We start from the raw sequence: 16,580 nt of genomic DNA on the forward strand, positions 1-16,580 counted from the left end.
TCAGGACTTACGCAAAACAACCATATCTAGTAGGGGCGAACGGCCGTTCGCCCCTACAGATGGTGTATAATTGGGTATTCTGCGTAAGTCCTAGGATTGATATTAGGGGTCGTGGCTCAAGTCTCGATCATTGGGCTATAATGCGATCGCCTGATTTTAGATTAATCTCCCCTTGCCGTTTAATATAATCGATCACCACATCTGCTAATAAAAATCCGGTGTCAACTTGATTTTTTCCTGATTTCATCACCTCATAACCATCTCCACCAATGGACATAAAATTATTGGCAACCACTCGATAAATAGCGTTTAAATCTAGGGGTTTTTCTTGTCCTGATTGATCAATAATGGTAACGGAAATAACCCGCGAACCCGCCGGAGCTTTGGGGTCATAAATAAACCTTAATCCTGAGACTTGGGGAAATCTTCCCTCTCCTAATTCCACTTGACTGACACCATGTTCTAAGGCTTGTTTAAGTTGTTCTCCGGTTAAATCTAAGCGAGCAATTGTATTTCCAAAGGGCATGACTTCAATCACTTGACTCACGCTAATATTTCCGGTCGGAATACTAGAACGAATTCCTCCAGCATTTAATAGGGCAATTTGAGCCCCATCGGGTCTTAATTTATTTAACATGGCATCGGTAATTAAGTTGCCTAAATTAGTTTCTTGAGTTCTAACTAAATCTCGACTTCCTTCTAAGGGGGTAAGGGTTTTTCCAATAATAGTTTGGCGTAGGACTTCTAGGGAAGCGGAAAACTTTTCTAACTGTTTGGCAAAGTTGGCATCCGGCGGAATTTGATCATCAATAGGATGGGGTGTTCCTATCCAAGAAGTTACTTCCCCTCGGCGATTAAATTTAACTTGTAAATCCCCTAAATATTTGCCCCATTCCCAAGAGGTTAGGACTAAAACTTTCTGACCTTTCGGGGTGGTTTCCACCATGGGATAGGGTTGTTTAGCATTGGGCATGGAACCTAACGGCGTGTGGCTATGTCCCCCGATAATAATATCAATATCATTGACGGTTTTAGCCAATTCTAAATCCGATTCTAAGCCAATATGAGTTAACCCAATAATTTTATTAACTCCTTGTTTTTTTAACTCAGAAACCGCTTTTTTTGCCGCTTGAATAGCATCGGTAAAACGCACTCCTTCCCCGGGACTCGATAGGTTAGCTGTGGCTTCTGTAGTTAAGCCAAATACCCCGATTTTTTTGCCTTTAACCGATAGAATAACCCAAGGTTTTACTAACCCAGCTAAGGGAGAATTAGGGGCGATTTCCAGATTAGCTGAAAGCAGGGGAAACTTAGCTTTTTTAATAAAATTAGCTAAAACGGTTTGTCCTCGGTCAAATTCATGGTTTCCCAGGGTAACGGCTTGATAATTCATCTGATTATAAAAGGGCAAATCCGCTTGACCCAAATATTGATTAAAATATAAAGTGCCTTGAAAAATATCTCCGGCATCTAGGAGGAGAGTGTCTCGGGGATTTTTGGTTTTTAACCGATCAATTAGGGTTTTCCGTCGGACAATCCCTCCTAATTCTGTGTCTTTAAAGGTGACAGGTTCTAGGTGGGCATGATGATCATTGCTATGGATAATTCTCAGGTCAAATCCAGGATTGAATAGTCCTAAACTCGGAGGGGCGATCGCTAAAATTATGCCGACAAAAAATAGAATAAAACTGTATTTTAATATCCGTTTCATAAGTTTAATAAAAATTGGAATTTCCCTACAGAATGAATACTTTTAAACACTCTGTAGAGAAATATAGCATAATTGTGAGACAGTTTTAGCTAAAATTTTAACCGGGGGTAATTTGAGTTTGATGCTCCTCCTGATTGGGTTGTTCTACTGGGGTTTCTGAGGAGTTTGATTGTTCATGAACCACCTGGGGAACTTCATAACTAATATCGCCAAAAACCGAAATAAAATTACCCATTTCCGGGGTATCATTGACGACAGAAAACTGATCAGGATACAGAATTACATTCTCATATTCAAAACCCGATTCTCCGGTCTCACTGAGAATGGTCAGGTCAACCGCATATCCCTCTTTAGGACGTTCATAACATTCGATTACGGTTCCAATTGTTCCTTTGGGAATTAGGGATTTTCCAAAATCTGCGGGAATGTCCACTAATGTTTTAATCCGATCATAGGCTTGTGCTTTCATTTTAAATCCTAAAATGGAGTTAATCTATCATACCGGATCGGGCTTGACGACCTATAATTTTTCCCTTGTTCCCCATTACCCATTACCCATTACCCATTACCCATTACCCATTACCCATTACCTATTTTCCCTATTCCCTATTTCTATGACCTTATACAAAGTTGGTGGTAGCTTAGAAGATCATGATCCTACCTATGTGATCAGAAGTAGTGATCAACACCTTTATCATGCCCTAAAAGCCGGACAATTCTGCTATGTTTTTAATTCCCGACAAATGGGAAAATCTTCCTTAATGGTGAGAACTAAACATCAACTCGAAGCGGAAGGATATGCTTGTACAGTCATCGATATGACCCTAATTGGTAGCCAAGATACTACTCCTTTACAATGGTATAAAGGAATAGCGATGGATTTATTACGGGGATTTAGATGTTTGGATAAACTTAATTTTAAAGTGTGGTGGCAGGAACAAGAAGGAATTTCTTTATTACAAAAATTAAGTGAATTTTTAGAAATTTTATTAATTCAGCAATTTCCTAAACAGAATCTCTGTATTTTTATTGATGAAATTGATAGTATTCTAAGTTTAGACTTTCCCACGGATGACTTTTTTGCCCTAATTCGAGCCTGCTATAATGAACGGGCGATTAATCCCGAATATAAACGTCTAACCTTTGCCCTATTTGGTGTGGCGACTCCTTCGGATTTAATAGCCGATAAAAACCGAACCCCCTTTAATATTGGTACAGCGATTAATTTAACTGGGTTTACTTTAGAAGAATCTACCCCTTTAGTCCAAGGATTAACCGAAAGTTTTGCCCAACCTGAAGTTATTCTCCAAGAAATTTTAACCTGGACAAACGGACAGCCCTTTTTAACCCAAAAACTATTAAAATTAGTGGTTTTAAATCACCAACAAAAAAAAGATCTAGTTGCTCAAAATAGTCCCAGATTATGGATTAAAAAGATCGTGCGATCGCAGATAATTGAAAAATGGGAATCCCAGGACGAACCCGAACATTTAAGAACCATCCGCGATCGCTTATTTCATAACTCCCAACAGACCGGACGCCTGTTAGGAATTTACCAGACAATTCTCCAAGAAACCAAAATACAGACCGATGAGAGTCCCGAACAAGTAGAGCTTTTATTATCGGGTTTAGTTCTCAAAGATCAGGGATATTTAAAAGTCAGAAATCCAATTTACAAAGAAGTCTTTAATTTAGTTTGGGTACAACAGCAATTAGCAAAACTGCGTCCCTACTCCCAAACCTTTGATGTTTGGATTACGTCTTGTCAACAAGACGAATCCCGTTTATTAAGGGGACAAGCCTTAAAGGATGCTCAAATTTGGTCACAGGGAAAAAGTTTAAGCGATTTAGATTATCAATTTTTAGCAGCTTCAGTAGAAGCGGATAGAAAAGAAGTCCAAATAAGCTTAGAAGCCGAACGTGCTAAAGCCATTGAAGCCCAATTAACGGAGGAAAAACAAAGATTATTACAGGAACAAAAAACGGCTAAATTGCAACGCTTATTGTTAGGGGCGATCACTATGGCTTTTCTACTCGCTTCGGGCTTAGGATTATTCGCCTTCAAACAATACAAAGAAGCTAAAGTGAGTGAAATTAAAGCCTTAACTTCTTCATCGGAAAGCTTGCTCGGTGCTAATCGTCAATTAGATGCCATGATCGCCGCTATTAAAGCCAAACGCAAATTAGAAAGTTTAGGAGATGTCGATTACCAAACCACTAAAAATGTTGAAACTGTTTTAAATCAAGCGGTTTATGGCAGTTATGAATTTAACCGTTTAAACGGACATAAAGACAGTGTGATGGCGGTTGCTATTAGTCCCGATCTTCAGTTAATTGCCACAGGAGGGGAAGATCAAACCGCGAGAATTTGGAAACCCGATGGCAGCATTCTGCATATCTTAAAACATAGCGGAGCAGTCTGGCGGGTTGTATTTAATCCTGATAGTAATTTGATCGTTTCTGCGAGTTTAGATGGCAGTGTCAAACTTTGGCGGGTTGATGGCACATTAATCCAAAGTTTTCAAGCCCATCAAGGGCCAGCTTGGGGCGTTGCTTTTAGCCCGGATGGTCAACTTATCGCCTCAGCCGGTGGAGATTCTAAGGTAAAATTATGGACGTTAGATGGGCAACTTTTAAAAACATTTATTGGTCATCAAAATTTTGTGAGAAGTGTGGCTTTTAGTCCCGATGGCAAGATGATTGCTTCCGGCGGAGGCGATAATACGATTAAATTGTGGAGCGTTGATGGTAGATTACTCAAAACCCTAGAAGGACATCAAAAAAACGTCTGGCATTTAAGTTTTTGCCCCTCTAAAAATTTACTGATTTCTGCCAGTCAGGATCTTACCGCCAAACTGTGGAAACTAGACGGGACTTTAGTTAAAACAATTACCAATGATCGGTCATTTGTTGGAGTTGATTGTCAGGACAAACAGATTGCCACTATTGATGAAGAAAACACAATTAAAACTTGGAATTTTGACGGTACATTCATTGAAGAATTCAATAAGTTTCGCAGTTTTGTGGGATATGTGGCCATCAGTTTAAACGGTTTGATCAAAATTTCTGCTAATAACGAGGGCGTGATTAAACTCTGGCATCTCAAGCACAATTTATTAAAACTCCTCACCGGACATCAGAATACAATTTGGGATGTGGCCACTAGCCGGGATGGTCAATTAATTGCCTCAACCAGTGTGGATCAAACCCTGAAATTATGGCGATCGGATGGCACACTTTTGCAAACCCTCAAAGACTCAGGATCTCCGGTTTTTAGGAGTGTGGTTTTCAGTCAAGATAGTCAGATATTAGTCACGGGTAGCCTAAATCAAAAGGTGCAACTTTGGGATATTAGTAATCCTGAAACATCAAAAATCAAACTTCTAAAAACTCTAGTCGGACATCAAGCTCCGATTAATGCTCTGGCGATCAGTCCCGATGGAAAAATGATTGCTTCTGGAGATCATAAAACTATCAAAATCTGGAATTTTGAAGGGAAATTGCTGCACAGTTTTCCAGCCCATAATGAAATTATTTGGAAGTTAGCCTTTAGTAATGATGGTCAATTTCTCGCCTCTGCCAGTGCCGATCGCACCGCTAAAATTTGGCAACTTGAGGGTCAATTAGTAGCAACACTTCCCCACAATAGTTCAGTTTGGGGAGTGGCTTTTAGTCCTCAAAATAATTTTGTTGTCACTTCTAGCCGAGATGATACCCTCAAATTCTGGCAGTTAGATGGAATATTAATTAATAGTATATCCGGTGAAGGTAAAGGGTTTAACCGCCTCGCCATTAGTCCCGATGGTCAAACCATTGCCACCGCCGGAGTTGATACGAATGTCAAGTTATGGAGTGCTACCGGAGACTTACTCGCCACTTTACCGGGACATCAAAGGATGGTTTTTAGTGTGGCTTTTACTGCTGATGGAAATTCCTTAGTTTCTGGGTCGGATGATCGAACATTAATTATCTGGGATTTAAAAAATATTCGCGCTCTTAATCAACTTAATTATGCTTGTGATTGGGTCAAGGATTACTTACGAACTAATATTAATGTGGAGGAAAGCGATCGCTCTTTATGTAAGTAGGAATTACGAATTACGAATTACGAATTACGAATTACTATTACCCTGTTACTGAGCGAAGTCGAAGTATTACCCATTACCCATTACCCATTACCCATTACCTATTCCCTATTACCCATTACCCATTACCCATTACCCATTACCCATTACCTATTCCCTATTATCTATTCCCTATTCCCTATTACCTATTCCCTATTACCTATCTGATTTTGCAACACATTTATTGTTTAAATATGTTATAATAGTAAATGTAGATTTAATAAGAGGCAACATGACCAACTCCGAAACAACAGGAAAAAGCGTCAGCCCAGAGCATCGCAGCGATGGTAGCGAACTTACTCCCGCCGAAATTCACACACCTGATCCTCAGTCTGCTGATGTTGCCCCTGGAACTGGCTATACCACAGATGATGAAGGTCTGATTAATAACTTCGCTGTTGAACCTGATATTTACCCCTCGGAATATCCCTCACCCCCCCAACAAAAACGATATGTTTTATTAGGAACGGGGGCTGTTTTGTTAATTGTTATTTTGCTAATGATTACCTTTTCTGTTAGCTAAATATTAAGGGGTGATGGTCAATAGATAGTGGGCAATGCGCGATCGAGAATGGGCGGTATTCAATCTCAGAATAGGCAATAGGTAGTCTGTATAATTCTCATATAATTGGACTGTAGCCCACTCAATTGGGATCAAATCATGGAAACTATTACAATATCCACACCCTTAGAGTTAACTATTGAACTAACAGATGAGTAGTTTTTTCGGGTATGTAAAAATAACCAGGATTTGTATTAGATTTAAAAAATATTCTCTAAAATCTTGTATGAGTGAGGAACGCTTACCATGAATACTCAATTAGTAGAATCTTTGGCAACAATTATTAATACTTTGAGCGTAGAAGAACGCCAATTATTACAAAAAAAAGTAAAAATCAACGCTGAAATATCTCCAATTCTAGCTAATATTACTGTAGATAAATCTGCCCAAGATTGGATAGAAAAATTACAGAATTGGAGTATGAGCCATCGGCAAAATACCCCGTTATTATCAGATGAAGCTGTGAGTCGTCAAGGAATTTATGAGGAATATTAGCCGTGAATTGTTTAATTGATACTAATATTATTCTGCGTCTGAGTCAACCTCAACATCCAATGGCGAGTCAATCTTTGAATGCTTTAGCTACTTTAAGAAAACAGCCAGGAAATCTTTTAATACTTCTGATTTTATTCGTTATGCAGAAATTCAAGTTATTCACCCGCAGGAGGTAATAAATTCTGAGTCTGTTTAAGGAAAAAAACAAAACTCTGGCTAAAATAACTAAGAAAAGATTAAATATATTGACAAAACTGTTTATTTGATGTAAAAATTGCGTTCATTTAAAGCCAAATTATCAGCAATTCCTCGATTAACAAATAAATTCTAAGTCCTATACCAATCCTTTTTAATTACCCTCCCTAATATGACAGAAAATACCCAGAATAATAGCCCTGAACAGCCAGAAAAATTTTTTGTGGTAGCCATGGGTGCGTCGGCCGGAGGTTTACAACCTTTAGAAGAATTTTTTACCCATTTACCGAATAATCCCGGTGCGGCTTTTGTAGTTTTGCAGCATCTTTCTCCAGATTTTCCTAGTTTGATGCCCGAATTAATTCAAAGACGCACCTCAATGCAAGTTGAACAGATAAAAGATGGGGTACAGTTACATCCGAATCAGATCTATGTATTGCCCCCGCGTCACACTTTAACACTCGAAAAAGATTGCTTACGATTAGAAGAACATCTTTCTGATCGGGTAAATTATCCGATCAATATTTTCTTCAAATCCCTCGCCGCCGAATGGGGGGAAAAAGTGATCGGAATCTTGCTATCGGGAACAGGAAACGATGGCACAGAAGGATTACAAGCTATTAGTCAAAAAGGCGGAGTTACCCTAGTTCAATCCCCAGAAACCGCCCAATTCACGAGTATGCCAAGTAGTGTGATACCTTGTGATTGCTTGGATGGGATTTTATCCCCTCAAGATTTAGCCCAGGCGGTTTATAGTTTAGTCGGCTATTCCCTGAACTATCCTATTTCTCAAGTCAAAGGCGGAGATTTAATTCCCGTTGAACAATTTGAAGAAATCCTTAGTATTTTATCCAAATACGAAAAGATTGATTTTTGTCAATACAAAATTAGTACCCTGAGTCGTCGGATTCTGAGTCGTTGTGGTGTCACCCAATCGCCGAATTTACCTGAGTATATTGTCTTATTAAATCAATCAGAAACGGAAAGAAAATTACTCCGTCAAGATTTATTAATTAGTGTGACTCAATTTTTTAGAGATCCTCCGGCCTGGGAATTAATGGAACAGCAGGTTTTACCGGAGTTAATCAACTCTTTAGAACCCCAAGAACAATTGCGAGTATGGGTTCCCGCCTGTGCGACCGGAGAAGAAGCCTATTCCTTAGCCATATTAATTGATGAAGCGATTCAGGTGGCAAATAAAGAGATTACTGTCAAAATGTTTGCCACTGATCTCGATGGTAAAGCCCTGGAAGTAGCCTCCCAAGGAATTTATAACGAAAGCATTAAAGATAATATTACTCCTGAACGTTTAGAGAAACACTTTATCTATAAAGCTGGCTGCTATCAAGTCAAACGGCACTTACGCGAGATGTTAATTATTGCGCCGCATGATTTAACTAAAAATGCCGGGTTTTCTAGGATGAATTTGATTAGTTGCCGGAATGTGCTGATTTATATGCAGCCTCTACTTCAGCAACAAGTATTACGTTTACTGCATTTTTCTTTAGCTTCCCAAGGGGTTTTGTTTTTGGGAAATGCCGAAACCTTGGGACAAATCGAAACAGAGTTCATTGAGATTAATCAAAGATGGAAAATCTTCCGCAAACATCGAGAAGTTCAACTGGCTTTAATGCCCATACCCCAGCTACCCCTATTAGCTCCAGTCACCATACCACTCACATCTAAGCGCGAGATTTTTCAGTATGGGATTTTAGATTCACTTTTTAATCTTTGTTTTACAGAACAACGTTTGACCTGTATATTAATCAATCAAGACTGCCAATTACTGCATATTTTTCATAATGGTGCAGATTTGCTATCCTTTTCTACGGGCAAGCCTAAATTAGATATTACGGAACTGGTTCCCACCCCTTTACAATTACCCCTGAGAACAGCTATCCATCGAGCCAAACGGGAAAAACAAAATGTTCTGTATACAGGCATTAATTTGTTGAGGAATGGGGTGAATGAGATCGTAAATTTAAAAATAGCATTTCCCAATAAACAGACAATTTCAAATGAATTTTTATTGGTTTTATTGGAGATAAAAACCACAGTAGAAAATAAATCCCCTCAGATTAAGTTTGAGGTCGATCTTAAGACCGTAAAACAAATCAGTGAACTAGAATATGAACTACAACAAACCAGAGAAAATTTACAAGCGACGATTGAACAATTAGAAACGACCAATGAAGAACAACAGGCTACCAATGAGGAATTACTGGCTTCTAATGAAGAATTGCAAAGTACCAATGAAGAATTGCAGTCCGTGAATGAAGAACTTTATACGGTTAATTCAGAATATCAAATTAAAATTCAACAACTTACCGAACTCACTAGCGATATTGATAATTTACTCCGCAGTACCGATATCGGGGTAATTTTTCTGGATAATGATCTGAATATTAGAAAATTTACCCCCGCTACCAGTCTGATTATTAATATTCTTCCCACGGATATTAACCGACCCCTAAGCCATTTTACCCATAATTTAGACTGTCCTAACTTAGTTGAAATTTTATCGAATTTTGTCCTAACTCAAATTCCCTTAGAATCAGAAGTCTTCAACCACAGGACTCAAGAACAACTGTTGATGCGAGTAAACGCCTATCAAGGGGAAAATAATAACAATGATGGAGTAGTTGTTACCTTTGTCAATATTAACGAGTTAAAAAAAATTCAAAATCAACTCCAAGCTAGTAATAATTGGTTAGAGAATATTTATGTTAATAGTCCCGTGGGATTATGTTTATTGGATCAAAATCTAAAATTTGTGAGAGTTAATGAAAACTTCGCCAAGATTAATGATTTGTCCGTAGTAGAACATATTAGCAAAACTGGACAGGAGTTATTTTCTAAATGGGCAGATATTTATGAACCTTTAATGCGTCAAGTATTAGAAACGGGTGAAACCTTGAGCAATGTAGAATTTCAAACCCTAACCCCGGTCTTTTTACAAACTCGATATTGGGTCGGTAGTCTTTATCCAGTTTTATTAGAAGATGGACAGTCTGGAGTCGGGGGAGTAATTACAGAAATTACCGAACAAAAAGAAACTCAAAAAGAGATAAAAAGAGCAAAAGAGCGCCTGGAAGAAGCTCAAATTATTTCCCATTTAGGAAATTGGGAATTGAATCTCCAAACTCAAAAAATACGCTGTTCAAAGGAACTATTTAAGATTATTGGTTTTGATTTTAATTTAGGAGAACCCACATTATCCCAGTTAATTACTCGCATTCATGTTGAGGATCAATCTATATTTTTAGATGCTTTAGAACAACTCAAAACCCAAGGGACTATTTATGATCTAGATCTAAGAATTATTCGTCATAATGATGGGGTAATTCGATATATTAATACTATGGGTAAGCCGGGTTATAATCAACAGAATCAGATTACCGATATCTATGGCACAATCATGGATATTAGCGATCGCAAACAAGCAGAAATCACCCTATCCCAAGCAAAAAAAGCCGCAGAAGCCGGAACTAAAGCCAAAGGTGATTTTTTGGCTAATATGAGTCACGAAATCCGTACGCCGATGAATGGCGTGGTTGGGATCGCTCAACTTTTATTAATGACCGATCTTTCCCAGGAACAAACAAAATTAGTCAATCTAATTCGAGATAGCGGGAATCTTTTATTAACTATTATTAATGATATTCTCAACTTATCAAAAATTGAATCGGGGAATTTGCAACTAGAAGAACATCCTTTTGTTTTAAGAAGTGTCTTACAGTTGGTCTGTGATCTGCTCCAGAGAGAAATTTCAGATCGAAAAATTGACCTCACCTATTCGATTGATACTGAGCTTCCCAATGGTTTTTTAGGAGATAGTGATCGACTCAGACAAATCCTCTTAAATTTATTAGGAAATGCGGTTAAATTTACTCAGGATAGCAGTGTTTGTATTCAGGTAATGGGTCAACCTATTTCCGAGCAAAAATATGAGTTAATTATCTCGATTCACGATCAAGGAATTGGGATTAATCCCGATAAAATAAATGATCTATTTCAACCCTTTTCCCAAGCAGATACTTCTATTAATCGTAAATATGGCGGTACGGGTTTAGGGTTAGTAATTAGTAAGAGTTTAGTGAATTTAATGGGCGGAAGAATTTGGGTAGTAAGTATGGGTAAGATTGGGGGAAATCCACCCCCGGATTTTTTCTTAGATCCCGAAGAACCTCAAACCCAAGGTTCAACCTTTTATTTTACCCTAAAATTAAAAACGGCTTCTGAAAGTGAAATTAATTTAATCACAAATTCCGCTTTACCTCAAATCGAAAAAAATTATGATCAATCACCCTTAAAAATTTTGATCGCCGATGATGATGAGATTAATCAGGAATTTGGATTATTATTGCTGAAATTATTTGACTATGATGCTGATATTGCTAACAATGGATTAGAAGTATTAGAACTGTTAAAAAAACAATCATATAATATCATTTTAATGGATATGCAAATGCCAGAAATGGATGGTTTAACCACAACAAAAATAATTCGTGAATCCTCTCAAACCCAACCCTGGATTATTGCGGTAACAGCTAATGCTTTGGATCGCGATCGTCAAAGATGTTTAGAAATAGGGATGAATGATTATCTCAGTAAACCGATCATGATTGAAGATTTTAATAATGCTATTTGTAAATATCTGGAAAGTTTAGGGAATAGGGAATAATACTTCTGACTGTTTCATATCAGTATTAAAATGTTACAATCTCCGTCTGGCGCGTCGCGGATTGCTATAGAAAAATATGGAAAATCGATTAGTTGTTTTTGATTGGATGAGAACCGTTGCTATCTTCATGATTCTCATTCATCATTTACCGAAATATTATCTAGGGTTACACATCTTAGACCCAGATAAAATTGATATTAATTTATTGTCTTTTTATGAATTAAATAGATATTTTAGTTTGGGATTATTTGTTTTTATTTCAGGATATTTAATTAATCAAAAAAGACAACGCTTTCTGAACTCAAGGTCGCTGCTAAAGTTTTTATATAAAAAGATAATTAGAGTTTTTCCACTTTATTATCTAGCCTTAATCGCTTTTATCTATATGTATCAGGTTTTTGACCCGGTTTTGATCATTATTCATATTTTGGGATTACAGTTATTATTTGTTTCTGAAACTTTTTCGGCTTTACCCACCCTATGGTTTATTGGGTTAATTGTAATTTATTATAGCTTATTTATGATTTTAAATTATCAACCCATTCAACCCATTTATAAAATATTTTTAATCGTATTTTTCCCGATATTAATGGTAACTTTAGGGCTATATTTCAACATCACCGATCTGAAAATAATGTTATATTATTTCACTTTTTTATTGGGTATATTCTCGGCAGAAACATTATTTTTTGAATCTCAACTGTGGCAAAAAATTAACCTGATCATTCCGATTATATTTGGTTTTGTGTTTTTACTCTCATTTTTTATCTTTCGAGAATATGGCTTAAAAAATATTCATCCCCTTTACGCTTATATTCTGGTTAATATTATTCAATTGGTATTTATTCTATTTATTTATAAAATTTGTAACTCTCTCTCCCGAAAATTCCCATCGGCTAAATTAGTTAATTTAATTGCCTATTCTTCCTATTGTATGTACTTATTCCATCGACCGTTATGGTTTTTGATGGTATCAATTATGCAAAATAAATTACATATTGAAAATCAGAATCTAATCCTATGCGTTTTAATCGTTGTAGGATTTCCATTATTAATTATTTTATCCTATTTTTTACAGCGTTTTCACGATCTAATTTTTAAGATTGAGTTAAAATAACGTGAGTTAGATTATATTAGGAATTAGGAATTATGAATCAACAAATTGTTGAGGTTTCCAATAACAATCCCCATTACTGAGGATTGTTAGTGAGCGATCTGACAAGTAACAATAGCTTCCAAAAATTCGTTGTTTCAATTCTCAATCCCCATTACTAAGGATTGTTGTTTCAATTCTCAAACCCCTTGGAAGGGATTTGTTAGTACAGGCTCCCAGAACCCTTACCCTATTTAATTTTCAAGGTGCAATTTCGTGAACCTAGGTTGATCATAGCAAATATTTCTATTTTTTGTCAACTTTGTATTAAAAAAAAATCCTTGAACCGCCTTCAAGTCAAGGCTTAGACAAATTTCGTCAACCTATTTTTACAAAAACAGCCAGAACTCTTACAGAATAAGGGTTCTGGCATAAACGCCCAAAAACAGCTATAGGTTGTTTCAATTCGCAATCCCTATTTATTAATAGGGATTGTTATTATTATCTATTGATACCACAGATTCACACCATCAGGCATTTTCCCATCAATATTAATCTCGTAATCATCAACGCTTCGAGGTGGATTATCCTTATTTTTTTCAACTGACAGCAAATCAAACAATTTATGGGATGGATAATTACCCCATTTACTATCATGGGTAAAAATATACAACCCTTGACAATTCATTGAAGAACGTGCAGAACTCCGGTCAAATTCCCAACAATTTAATAATGATTCCCAGAACAATTTGAGATCATCACTGGAAACCTTACCACCCAAACCAGGGTTATAATGAATTTCAATCTTAAACAATCCATAGGGAATTAACTCCTTCCGTCCCATAGTTTTATTGTCTTTTTTCTCCTTAGCTTCCGTCGCCGCACACCGGGTAATAGTAGCAGAAATAGGCAAAACTGGATCATAAGAGCGCCCCCAAGAAATTTGTAATGGGCCCCAAACTTGACCCGCATTTAAACCCGTAGAAAGCACCGCCCCAAACATCCGAATATCATAAAAGTTTTCAATCATCCAATTCCGAGCTTTTTCCTGTTGCTCAGAGGTTGATTCCTTTTTCTTAACCTCAATTTTTAACTCCGAATAAGCTTTTTCAATCTTCTCATTCAAGACGCTACCTTCTTCGACAAAAATTTTATAATTTGCCTCTCCCTTTTTCGTAAGTCCCACATAGTTACGAACCTTACGTTTCATGCAGGCATCACTAATTAAACCATGTCGGGTTTCTGGGTCAATTCGCGGTTGATTTCCCGCATCTGGGTCGCCGTTAGGATTACCGTCCAGACAATCAACTAACAGAATCGCATCGTGTTTTTTAGAAGGATCAAAGTGTAACATAGTCTATTCTTCCTCGTTATTTTTAGAATCTGTTTCTGGATTTTTGTCAGCTTTTTTGGTGAAAAATTCAGCCCGTTTTTTAGCAAATCCCACAAAAAATAAAGATTGCTGACGGAGGGTAAAATTGTCGGGTAAATCTTCAGGAGAAATAGTTCGGAACTCCTCATCTAATAGAAATTTAATGTACTTAGTTTCTTCTTCCAAAAGGTGATGGGCATAACACCCTTGATAAAGTCGTCCGAAAACTTGAGAAGGAGTTGTAGAAAGTGTTTTGAGAGAACGGGTAACATTAGTATCTTCCTTGGTCTGTTTTCGGGCTTTCATTTGTGCCATGTGCATTAGGAAAGTTATCCGTCCTAACTGATAGGCAATCAGATCATTTGGGTCTTTCATATTGGGATGTTTGGTATAGAAAAATAAAGCTTTTGCCCGATCAAAAGATTCAAAAGTGTCCTGTTCCGCACAGATTCTATCAATCACTTTCTTTGCATAAATTTGAGGGAGTTCTTTCCCTAATAATGCAAATTGAATCAGGGCGGTGTCAATAACTTCCGTATGTTCTTTATTGGTATCAAAGAACGCCGCCTTACGGAAAACCCAGATCGGTTTTGTCCAGTTATCAAACCACTGTTGGAGTTGACAAAACTGTTCGACATTATCGGCAATTGCATCCGGGGAAATCGAGTCAATTCTATTGATAGCAACCCGCCCCTTATTTCCTTTGAGAATACCTAGATAGAACTTTTTGGAATAATGGCGGGTATCTAAACTTTTTCCAGTGTTAATGCCTTGAATTAACCCCTGTAAACGGCAGGCGGAAACATCTTGCCAAAACTCAGGATTGATGCCTTCTTGGTTCTGATCTCCCCAAAAAATAAACATCTGATTCCCCAACTTATGATGATGTCTGGGATTATTTTGCAGCATCTCCACACCGCCTAAAAACCCTAATGCGGTATCAATCCCAATCGGTGCATTCTGACAGTTATCCCATCCCCAACTTTGATAGGCTGACTTATCAAAACTGGAAATAGCAGAACCCGTTGATTGACCTCCTGGAATGCTTTTAAGTTTGCCGGGTAGGATATGGGTTAAAACTTGCGTTTCTTGACCCGTAATGATGCACTTACCCGCATTTGTCGTCTGTTTGGATAGAAAATATTTACTCCAAAACTCTTGAATTAATGGACGATTGGTTACAAGTTCAGCTTGTTCTGTTTCCGGGTTTTGATAATAGAAAACAAACCGCTCCGACTCACCGGGCTTTTTGCCCTTGGGTGGCTTATTTCCCAGGGTTTCAAGCTGAGAAATAACAGATTCCTGGCTAGATTTCTGAATAAATTTTAGAACCTTTTCCAGAACCGGGTCTGATGTCACTTGCCAGCATTCTTGCAGTAATGCTAAATAGCCAGATACTTTTTTAGGGGTATCTTTATTTGACCCAATCCCAAACAAATATTCCCCCGTATCAGCAATTAATAGAGGAGCTACGCCATTACGATTGAGATTAGGAAGAATCAGTTTTGCACCCGGCTTAAAGAAAACCTGATCTTCTTTCTTCCCAGTTTTAATTATCTTTGTTTGCAGGAGGGAAATTAAGCCCGTTTCCAGGTCAATACTATAAACAGCAGTATTAGTTGAATAACCCACCGCAGGAAGTTGAAGCTGTTTTGAAAACTGATAAAGTTCGGCTAACATCTTACCACCCCATCACGCATAATTGCTTCAAAAAATTCCGGCAAAACCCGACCTTTAACAAGCTTCTGAGATTCGTGATCTTTCCATTCCACATTCCCTTTAGGGTCTTGGACAAAGTGCATTTTCTTCAGGATTTGTCCGAAGTTAAACGTCCCCAAGAGTTCAGGATGAATTTGCTCATCCCCATCAGGAAAACTGAAATTAGCGGTGAATTCCCGCACACCCAAACAAGGTTGTTTAAAGCATTGCCCCCGTTCAATTCTTTTAGCACAAAGGGCGTGATATTTGTCTATAGGTTCTGTCGCTTTTGTTGTTAGGTGTAAACTAAAATCTATAATATAAGCCACATTTTTTAGAACAACATGGTTTCGCTGGGATCTATCTTCATTGATCAAATACCGTCCAGAGGGGTTTTGAGTTGCCCAGGTTTTGACCGTGGAAACAGCTATTTTGCTTTGTCCCATATTGCGGAATAGGGATTGATACCGAATCGGATTCAATACCGTGATCGCTTCGATACTGTAGGTTATTTCCGGTTTCCAGAAAATCGCCTTCAGGATTCCCTCTGCTGCCGAGGGCGTTAGAATTGGATAGGAATACGGCTCTGCTTTCGTTTCGGGGCGAGTAAACAATGCCAAGTCACCCCATACCTTTAATCTCATGT

Annotated in this window: 11 protein-coding genes; 6 read left to right on the forward strand and 5 right to left on the reverse strand. The window is 37.7% G+C overall.

Annotated features, from left to right (window positions below):
• Nucleotides 1-127 precede the first annotated feature (127 nt).
• On the reverse strand, nucleotides 128-1,711 hold the full coding sequence (locus tag PL9631_RS13515) for a bifunctional metallophosphatase/5'-nucleotidase (protein ID WP_083621082.1): 1,584 nt from the start codon (nucleotides 1,709-1,711) through the stop codon (nucleotides 128-130).
• A gap of 97 nt (nucleotides 1,712-1,808) precedes the next feature.
• Nucleotides 1,809-2,180 (reverse strand): hypothetical protein, encoded by a 372-nt coding sequence (locus PL9631_RS13520; RefSeq protein ID WP_083621083.1) that lies wholly within the window; start codon nucleotides 2,178-2,180, stop codon nucleotides 1,809-1,811.
• A 13-nt stretch (nucleotides 2,181-2,193) separates the two neighbouring features.
• On the opposite strand from PL9631_RS13520, the gene PL9631_RS13525 reads away from it, so the two are divergent.
• The 6 genes from PL9631_RS13525 to PL9631_RS13550 all read left to right on the forward strand — a co-directional run bounded on the left by PL9631_RS13525 (nucleotide 2,194) and on the right by PL9631_RS13550 (nucleotide 12,888).
• Complete coding sequence (locus PL9631_RS13525) at nucleotides 2,194-5,799, forward strand: AAA-like domain-containing protein (RefSeq protein WP_231516724.1); 3,606 nt, start codon at nucleotides 2,194-2,196, stop codon at nucleotides 5,797-5,799.
• A gap of 268 nt (nucleotides 5,800-6,067) precedes the next feature.
• Nucleotides 6,068-6,358, forward strand: coding sequence for a photosystem II assembly protein Psb34 (psb34, locus tag PL9631_RS13530; RefSeq protein WP_083621085.1), 291 nt, complete (start codon nucleotides 6,068-6,070; stop codon nucleotides 6,356-6,358).
• Between the two features lie 285 nt (nucleotides 6,359-6,643).
• On the forward strand, nucleotides 6,644-6,892 hold the full coding sequence (locus tag PL9631_RS13535) for a hypothetical protein (RefSeq protein WP_083621087.1): 249 nt from the start codon (nucleotides 6,644-6,646) through the stop codon (nucleotides 6,890-6,892).
• Nucleotides 6,893-6,894: 2 nt separating this feature from the next.
• Nucleotides 6,895-7,068, forward strand: coding sequence for a hypothetical protein (locus PL9631_RS13540; RefSeq protein WP_156090564.1), 174 nt, complete (start codon nucleotides 6,895-6,897; stop codon nucleotides 7,066-7,068).
• A gap of 191 nt (nucleotides 7,069-7,259) precedes the next feature.
• A complete protein-coding gene (locus tag PL9631_RS13545; protein WP_083621088.1) occupies nucleotides 7,260-11,771 on the forward strand; it encodes a chemotaxis protein CheB in 4,512 nt (1,503 codons plus the stop codon).
• 76 nt (nucleotides 11,772-11,847) lie between these two features.
• The gene (locus PL9631_RS13550; RefSeq protein WP_083621090.1) at nucleotides 11,848-12,888 is read left to right on the forward strand and encodes an acyltransferase family protein; all 1,041 of its coding nucleotides are present in this window, start codon (nucleotides 11,848-11,850) and stop codon (nucleotides 12,886-12,888) included.
• A gap of 481 nt (nucleotides 12,889-13,369) precedes the next feature.
• Here the strand turns inward: PL9631_RS13550 and cas7c are convergent, their stop codons facing one another.
• From cas7c to cas5c, 3 genes are read right to left on the reverse strand one after another with little or no spacing between them, the layout of a single operon-like run.
• Complete coding sequence (cas7c, locus tag PL9631_RS13555; RefSeq protein WP_083621092.1) at nucleotides 13,370-14,218, reverse strand: type I-C CRISPR-associated protein Cas7/Csd2; 849 nt, start codon at nucleotides 14,216-14,218, stop codon at nucleotides 13,370-13,372.
• A gap of 3 nt (nucleotides 14,219-14,221) precedes the next feature.
• A complete protein-coding gene (locus PL9631_RS13560) occupies nucleotides 14,222-15,916 on the reverse strand; it encodes a type I-C CRISPR-associated protein Cas8c/Csd1 (RefSeq protein ID WP_083621093.1) in 1,695 nt (564 codons plus the stop codon).
• On the reverse strand, nucleotides 15,910-16,578 hold the full coding sequence (gene cas5c, locus PL9631_RS13565) for a type I-C CRISPR-associated protein Cas5c (protein WP_083621095.1): 669 nt from the start codon (nucleotides 16,576-16,578) through the stop codon (nucleotides 15,910-15,912). The genes PL9631_RS13560 and cas5c overlap by 7 nt, the downstream gene beginning before the upstream one ends.
• Nucleotides 16,579-16,580: the final 2 nt, after the last annotated feature.

The organism is Planktothrix paucivesiculata PCC 9631 (assembly GCF_900009265.2).
Lineage (GTDB): Bacteria > Cyanobacteriota > Cyanobacteriia > Cyanobacteriales > Microcoleaceae > Planktothrix > Planktothrix paucivesiculata.

What these genes read in the sequence shown, in the direction of transcription:
- PL9631_RS13515 (WP_083621082.1), bottom strand. Translation starts at nt 1,711, where the DNA reads ATGAAACGGATATTAAAATACAGTTTTATTCTATTTTTTGTCGGCATA.
- PL9631_RS13520 (WP_083621083.1), bottom strand. Translation starts at nt 2,180, where the DNA reads ATGAAAGCACAAGCCTATGATCGGATTAAAACATTAGTGGACATTCCC.
- PL9631_RS13525 (WP_231516724.1), top strand. Translation starts at nt 2,194, where the DNA reads ATGGAGTTAATCTATCATACCGGATCGGGCTTGACGACCTATAATTTT.
- psb34 (WP_083621085.1), top strand. Translation starts at nt 6,068, where the DNA reads ATGACCAACTCCGAAACAACAGGAAAAAGCGTCAGCCCAGAGCATCGC.
- PL9631_RS13535 (WP_083621087.1), top strand. Translation starts at nt 6,644, where the DNA reads ATGAATACTCAATTAGTAGAATCTTTGGCAACAATTATTAATACTTTG.
- PL9631_RS13545 (WP_083621088.1), top strand. Translation starts at nt 7,260, where the DNA reads ATGACAGAAAATACCCAGAATAATAGCCCTGAACAGCCAGAAAAATTT.
- PL9631_RS13550 (WP_083621090.1), top strand. Translation starts at nt 11,848, where the DNA reads ATGGAAAATCGATTAGTTGTTTTTGATTGGATGAGAACCGTTGCTATC.
- cas7c (WP_083621092.1), bottom strand. Translation starts at nt 14,218, where the DNA reads ATGTTACACTTTGATCCTTCTAAAAAACACGATGCGATTCTGTTAGTT.
- PL9631_RS13560 (WP_083621093.1), bottom strand. Translation starts at nt 15,916, where the DNA reads ATGTTAGCCGAACTTTATCAGTTTTCAAAACAGCTTCAACTTCCTGCG.
- cas5c (WP_083621095.1), bottom strand. Translation starts at nt 16,578, where the DNA reads ATGAGATTAAAGGTATGGGGTGACTTGGCATTGTTTACTCGCCCCGAA.